Source organism: Mesorhizobium sp. M7A.F.Ca.US.007.01.2.1 (genome assembly GCF_003998165.1).
GTDB classification, from domain to species: Bacteria; Pseudomonadota; Alphaproteobacteria; order Rhizobiales; family Rhizobiaceae; genus Mesorhizobium; species Mesorhizobium ciceri.
Genome location: NZ_RZQP01000317.1, coordinates 1 through 5,729 on the forward strand (window position 1 = coordinate 1; position 5,729 = coordinate 5,729).

Sequence of the window (5,729 nt, forward strand, 5' to 3'; positions counted from 1 at the left end):
GCAACAGATTGCCGCCGACGGTGGCGGCGTTGCGAAGCTGCGCCGAAGCGCCCGACAGCAGCGCCTCGGCCACCGCCGGATAGGATTTGGCGAACGCCGGATGGTAGGCAAGGTCGGCGTTACGCACCAGCGCACCGATGCGCAGGCCACCATCGTCCAGCCGTTCGATGCGGTTGAGTTCCGGCAGCCGGGAGATGTCGACGATACGCTCGGGACTGGTGATGCCGCCTTTCATCAGGTCGAGCAGATTGGTGCCGCCGGCGAGATAGGCCGAGCCCGGCTCGGCTGCCGCGGCGATGGCGTCGGGAATGGTGGCGGGCCTGATGTAATCGAAGTCTCTCATGCCGCGGTCCTCCGGTCGGCTTTGACAAGCTGTTGCTGGGCTTCCAGGACGGCCTCGACGATGCCGCCATAGGCCGCGCAGCGGCATATGTTGCCGCTCAGCCCCTCGCGGATGCGTTCGGGATCGTCGCCGGCCTGTCCCTCGGCGATCAGGCCGAGCGTGCTCATGATCTGGCCGGGTGTGCAGAACCCGCACTGGAAGCCGTCATGGGCGATGAAGGCGGCCTGCACCGGATGCAGTTCCTCGCCGTTGGCGACGCCTTCGATGGTCAAGACCTGGGCGCCGTCATGGCTGACCGCCAGCGCCAGGCATGAGTTGATGCGCTTGCCGTCGACCAGCACCGTGCAGGCGCCGCATTGGCCGCGGTCGCAGCCCTTCTTGGTGCCGGTGAGATCGAGCCGCTCGCGCAGCAGGTCGAGCAGGGTTACGCGTGGATCGACCTCCAGTTGGTGTCGGTGGCCATTGATGGTGAGGGTAATGGGAAGGCTGGTCATGGGCGTCTGGCTCCAGTTGCTTGACGCGGATGGGATTGAACTGGTGCCTTGCCGCAGAAGGGCAAGGTAACTGTTCGGTCAGGTCTTGACGGCGAAAGCGGAGATGGCGGATCTCCCGCGAGGCAGGCGGGCAGGGGAGATGTCGGCTTGCGTGTTCGAAAGACGTGACATACCGGTTCTCCTGATTATATGATAAAGGTGCTCCACTAAAACGGAGGCGCCTCCGTTTATTACGTGGTGGCTGACCCTGCCGGATTCAAGCCCCCTGACACGATGTGGAGAAAAAATTGGCCAGCGAGCCGTCCGCCATTGCTGAACAGAAGGCCGAGGCCGTAGACGCAAAGCCGCTGCGCGCCGATGCGCGGCGCAACCGCGACCGGCTGGTCGAGGTGGCGGTGTCAGTCTTTGCCGAGCGCGGCATCGATGGCTCGCTGGAGGAGATCGCGCGCCGCGCCGGCGTCGGCATCGGCACGCTCTACCGGCATTTCCCGACGCGCGAGCATCTGGTCGAGGTGGTCTATCGTCGTGAGGTGGAGGCGCTGTGCGCGGCCGCCGGCGAGCTTGCCCAAAAACATCCGTCCGATGTCGCGCTGGAACAGTGGATGCAGCGCTTCGTCGACTACATCGCCACCAAGCGCGGCCTGGCGAACAGCCTGCGCATTGTGCTCACCACCAATTCGACGCTGTTTTCCGACACGTTCGGCCGGGTGTCGCAAGCCTTGCGACGCCTGGTCGAGGCGGCGGTGGCCGACGGCACCATCCGCGGCGACGTCGACGCTTCCGACGTGCTGCACGCGCTGGGCGGCATCTATTCAGCGCCCGACACCCCCGAATGGCGCGACCGCTCGCGCCGGCTGGTCAAGCTGTTGATGGACGGGTTGCGGTTCGGGGCTGCAAAGGCACAATGAGGCGACCAGATTCCGGCCGTGCAAAACCAGACCTATCGATGAGTTGAGGGGATACGATGTATGTAGGCCGTTCCTACAAACTGATCGATTTCGCGCTGTGGTCGCGGCGCAGCGTCATCTACATGGTGGTGGTGAGCGGTCTGGCCGTGGCGGCCTACCGTCTTCCAGGCATCGCCGGGTTTTCGGTGCCATGGTCGGTGGTGCTGGTGCTTGGCACCACCGTGTCACTCGTCGCCGGGTTCAAGAATTCGCAGGTGTTCACCCGCAGCAGCGACGCGCTGCAGGCTTTTACGCAAATTACGGCCAGCAGCCGTTTGTGGTCCAATTTCTGCAGGGATTTCCTCGACGCGCCGACGGCCAGACAGCTCATCTATCGCCACATCGCCTGGATGACGGCATTGCGCTTTTCCCTGCGCCGGCCGATGCCATGGGAGTCCATGGCGCGGGCCGCCAATATCGAATACCGGCGGCGCTACCGTATCCATGAGGATGCGAGCTCGGTCGGCGACGAATTGCGTCCGCTGCTCGCCGAACAGGCCGAGGACGTCCTGAAATCGCCCCAGCCGGCGATAGCCCTGCTCGAACTGCAATCTGTCCAGGTCAATGCGCTGTTCAAGGACACAAAGCTCCCTCCTCAGATCTATGGCGAACTGACCAAGCTGATCCGCGACTTCCATGACCAGCAGGCGCGCTGCGATCGCATCAAGAACAATCCCTATCCCCGGCAATACGCCATCGTCAGTTCGATGTTCGTCATGATCTTCTGCACACTGTTGCCGTTCGGGGTCGTTCCCGTCTTTGCCGATATGGGCAAACTGGGTGGCGCGCTCGGGTCGATAGCGATCTGGCTGACGATCCCGTTCAGCACGCTGCTCGGCTGGGCCTACATGTCTCTCGACCAGGTCGGCGAAAGCAGCGCCAACCCGTTCGAGGGCAATGCCAACGACGTTCCGATCTCGCAGATCTGCCGCGACATCGAGATCGAGTTGCGTAGCGGGCTCGGCGAGAGCGACCTTCCCAAGCCCCTGCTGCCGGTCAACGACATCGCGACCTAGGCAGGATCACGACGAGGCGCGGCCCCGGCGGTCCCCTTCATCGTGCTGCTGGCGGAGAACGCTCAAACGTCAAGGCAGACCTTGCCGAAATGCTTTCGGGATTCGTAATGAGCGAAGGCGGTGGCGATGTCCTGCAGCGGAAAGTGGCGGTCTATGACGGGCTTCAGCCTGTTGGACTCTATCGCGCGGATCATATCCTCCTGGTCGGCCCGGCTGCCGATGGAAATGCCGCTGATGCGGATCTGGTTGGAAAACAGGGCTGGGATAGACACTTCCGCCGCAAAGCCGGTCAGGACGCCGACCAGCGCGATGTGACCGCCCGTGCGGCAGGCGATAATCGACTGCGCCAGCGTGGCGGGTCCGCCGACCTCGATCACGTGATCGACGCCGCGCCCGCCCGTCAGATCCTTGGCCTTGCGGCCCCAGTCCGGGACGGACTTGTAGTTGATGACGGCGTCGGCTCCGAGGCGCTTGAGCCTTTCCAGCTTCTGCTCGTCGGATGAGGTGGCGATGACCCGGGCGCCGGCGGCCTTGGCGAATTGCAGCGCGAACAGCGATACGCTGCCCGAACCGAGGACCAGCACTGCGTCGCCCGGCTTCACCTTGCCGCACACAATCAGGCCGCGCCAGGCAGTAACGCCCGTGCAGGTGAGCGACGCCGCCTCGACATGCGTATAGCCTGCCGGTGCCCTGGTGAAAGCATGCGCCGGCATGCAGACATACTCGCTGGCGAAGCCGTCGAAACTGTCTCCCGGAATATCGCGCCGGGTGCAGGGCGTCATGTCACCGCGCAGCCACCAGGGATAGAAGACGCTGACGACGCTGTCTCCGGGCCTGAGTGCATCGACACCGTCGCCGAGGGCAATCACTTCGCCGGCGCCGTCGGAGAGCGGAACGCGGCCGTCGGCGAGAGGCATCTTGCCTTGCACGGCAAAGTCGTCGCGCATGTTCAACGCGCAGGCCCGGATCCTGACCAGCACCTCGCCCGGCCCTGGTTGGGGCGGATCTTCCTCGACCAGGTCGAGATTGCCCAAGCCGCCCGGCGCTCTCAGCCTGACCAGTCTCATTGTCTTCTCCGATGTGTGGGGTGTCTAGAATTGGAAGGGCCTAGCGGGCCTGCCGGCCGGAGATCACCCGCAGCCAGGGCGCCAGATGAAAGGCGCTCATCAGCAGATACATCGCAGCCATGCCCGTGAGGGGCGAGGCGTCGGTGCCCATGCACTGCATGGCCGCATCGCCGCTGAAGATGCAGGTGAGCAGCGCCATCACGGCGAAGGTCGGTGCCGCGGCAAGGCAAAGCCAGTCGGCCAGCCCGAGGGTGGCGGCTTCTGGGATCGTGCTGCCGGCACCTGTGTGGATATCGCTCATCGCCTTGATCCTTGATGATCATGCCAGCCACGACAGGTTCCTCTCTCCACGGAGTGGGGAGAGGAACCCAGACTGGACAACCGTTACTGCTCGCCCTTGTCGCGGAATGCGGCCTCGCCGGCAGCAGACACTTCTTCCCATTTCTTGTCGGCCCCGGCGTCGTAATTGTCGTGCCAGTTCCACCAGGAGTAGAGTGGAGTCTGCGGATAGCCTTCGGGCGAATCCTCCCAGATTTCCTGGCGGCCGAGCGGCGTCGCGTCGAGATAGCTCCAGACGGTGCCCATCGCTTCGTCGCCGCGGCTGTTAATCAAGTAGGTGCGGAAGATGCGATCGCCGTCACGGATGAAGACGTTGTGGCCGTGCCATTCGTCGACACCGAAGTCCTTGTCGAAACTGTCAGTGATTGTGTACCAGGGCATCTGCCAGCCCATCCGCTGCTTCAGCCGCGCAATGTCGGCCTGCGGGGCACGCGAAGCGTAGGCAAGCGTGGTGTTGCGGGCGTTGAGATGGGCGAGGTGGCCGACCTGGTCGGCGCCCAGCGAACAGCCGCGGCAGGCGTGATCGGGCCAGCCATGCACGCCGGGCTCGAAGAAGGCGCGATAGACGATCAGCTGGCGGCGGCCTTCGAACAGATCGAGCAGGCTCGCTCTGCCGTTCGGTCCCTCGAACACATAGGCCTTGTCGACTTCCATCCACGGCATGCGCCGGCGCTCGGCGGCCAATGCGTCCTTGGCGCGCAGTGTTGCCTTTTCCTTCACCAGCATCTGTTCGCGGGCGGCTTCCCAGTCCTGCCTCGAAACGATCGGCGGGGTCTTCATTGCGATGTGCTTGGTCATTGGTCGTCTCCTTTGCCAGTCTGTTGTCGCTTGCTGTCAGCCAGAATAGGGCGGTGAAGCGGGAGGGTGGGAGTTACAAGTGTGACGGGATTTGCAGGAGCCGGCCCGTCGCAGCAGGGGTGGCGCATCCTCACGGTGCCTTCGGCCGGGTGGAGAGGAGTGTCGGTTGGCATTGTCGGTTCTCCCTTGGCGTGCCGCGCGTTGCCGATAGTTGCCGATGCGGCTTGCCGGTTGACGGTACGGATTTAAGTTAGGGCGGCGACGCACAAGGGTGGGAGTTACAAGTGTGACGGGATTTGAATGGATTCGCTGATCACCGCGGCTGCGCTGGCACTGGCCGGAGGCGACCCGCTCGGCGCGCTGGATCGCGTCGCCTTGCGCGAAGACCCGCCGGCGCTGGCGCTGCGCGGCATTGCCATGGCGCAGCTCGGTGATCTCGATCGCGCCAAGGCGCTGCTGCGGCGTGCCGCGCGCGGCTTCGGCCCGAAAGAGGCGGTAGCGCGTGCCAGATGCGTCGTTGCCGAGGCCGAGATCGCGCTGGTCTCGCGGGATCTCGGCTGGCCGGCCAAGGCTTTGGATGCGGCGCGGGCGACGCTGGAAAAGCATGGCGACCGGCTGAACGCAGCGCATGCCGGCCACCTCAAGGTGCGGCGCCTGCTATTGATCGGCCGTCTCGACGAGGCCGAAGACGTGCTGGCGGGGCTCGACCCGGCACCGCTTCCGCC

Annotated in this window: 7 protein-coding genes and 1 pseudogene; 3 read left to right on the forward strand and 5 right to left on the reverse strand. The window is 64.6% G+C overall.

Annotated elements, in window-relative coordinates; all coding sequences use genetic code 11:
• Positions 1-343: FAD binding domain-containing protein (locus tag EN949_RS32275; RefSeq protein WP_206534981.1), on the reverse strand; the 343-nt coding region annotated here is incomplete at its 3' end.
• Positions 340-837, reverse strand: coding sequence for a (2Fe-2S)-binding protein (locus EN949_RS32280; RefSeq protein WP_013530705.1), 498 nt, complete (start codon positions 835-837; stop codon positions 340-342). The genes EN949_RS32280 and EN949_RS32275, both read right to left, overlap by 4 nt.
• Positions 838-1,124: 287 nt before the next feature.
• Here EN949_RS32280 and EN949_RS32285 point away from each other — a divergent pair, with 287 nt between their 5' ends.
• A complete protein-coding gene (locus tag EN949_RS32285) occupies positions 1,125-1,745 on the forward strand; it encodes a TetR/AcrR family transcriptional regulator (RefSeq protein WP_127366785.1) in 621 nt (206 codons plus the stop codon).
• A 56-nt stretch (positions 1,746-1,801) separates the two neighbouring features.
• Entirely contained in the window at positions 1,802-2,800 is a 999-nt protein-coding gene (locus tag EN949_RS32290) for a bestrophin family ion channel (protein ID WP_063168584.1), read from the forward strand.
• 62 nt (positions 2,801-2,862) lie between these two features.
• Here EN949_RS32290 and EN949_RS32295 read toward each other — a convergent pair whose 3' ends face one another.
• The 3 genes from EN949_RS32295 to EN949_RS32305 all read right to left on the reverse strand — a co-directional run bounded on the left by EN949_RS32295 (position 2,863) and on the right by EN949_RS32305 (position 5,004).
• Complete coding sequence (locus tag EN949_RS32295) at positions 2,863-3,867, reverse strand: NAD(P)-dependent alcohol dehydrogenase (protein ID WP_063168583.1); 1,005 nt, start codon at positions 3,865-3,867, stop codon at positions 2,863-2,865.
• A gap of 40 nt (positions 3,868-3,907) precedes the next feature.
• The gene (locus EN949_RS32300; protein ID WP_024501661.1) at positions 3,908-4,168 is read right to left on the reverse strand and encodes a hypothetical protein; all 261 of its coding nucleotides are present in this window, start codon (positions 4,166-4,168) and stop codon (positions 3,908-3,910) included.
• An 83-nt stretch (positions 4,169-4,251) separates the two neighbouring features.
• The gene (locus EN949_RS32305; RefSeq protein WP_013530710.1) at positions 4,252-5,004 is read right to left on the reverse strand and encodes a thioredoxin family protein; all 753 of its coding nucleotides are present in this window, start codon (positions 5,002-5,004) and stop codon (positions 4,252-4,254) included.
• Between the two features lie 300 nt (positions 5,005-5,304).
• Here EN949_RS32305 and EN949_RS32310 point away from each other — a divergent pair.
• Positions 5,305-5,729, forward strand: a pseudogene (locus EN949_RS32310) (helix-turn-helix domain-containing protein); the annotation flags it as partial.

Coding starts and splice junctions, on each gene's coding strand:
- EN949_RS32280 (WP_013530705.1), bottom strand. CDS start 837: ATGACCAGCCTTCCCATTACCCTCACCATCAATGGCCACCGACACCAA.
- EN949_RS32290 (WP_063168584.1), top strand. CDS start 1,802: ATGTATGTAGGCCGTTCCTACAAACTGATCGATTTCGCGCTGTGGTCG.
- EN949_RS32295 (WP_063168583.1), bottom strand. CDS start 3,867: ATGAGACTGGTCAGGCTGAGAGCGCCGGGCGGCTTGGGCAATCTCGAC.
- EN949_RS32300 (WP_024501661.1), bottom strand. CDS start 4,168: ATGAGCGATATCCACACAGGTGCCGGCAGCACGATCCCAGAAGCCGCC.
- EN949_RS32305 (WP_013530710.1), bottom strand. CDS start 5,004: ATGACCAAGCACATCGCAATGAAGACCCCGCCGATCGTTTCGAGGCAG.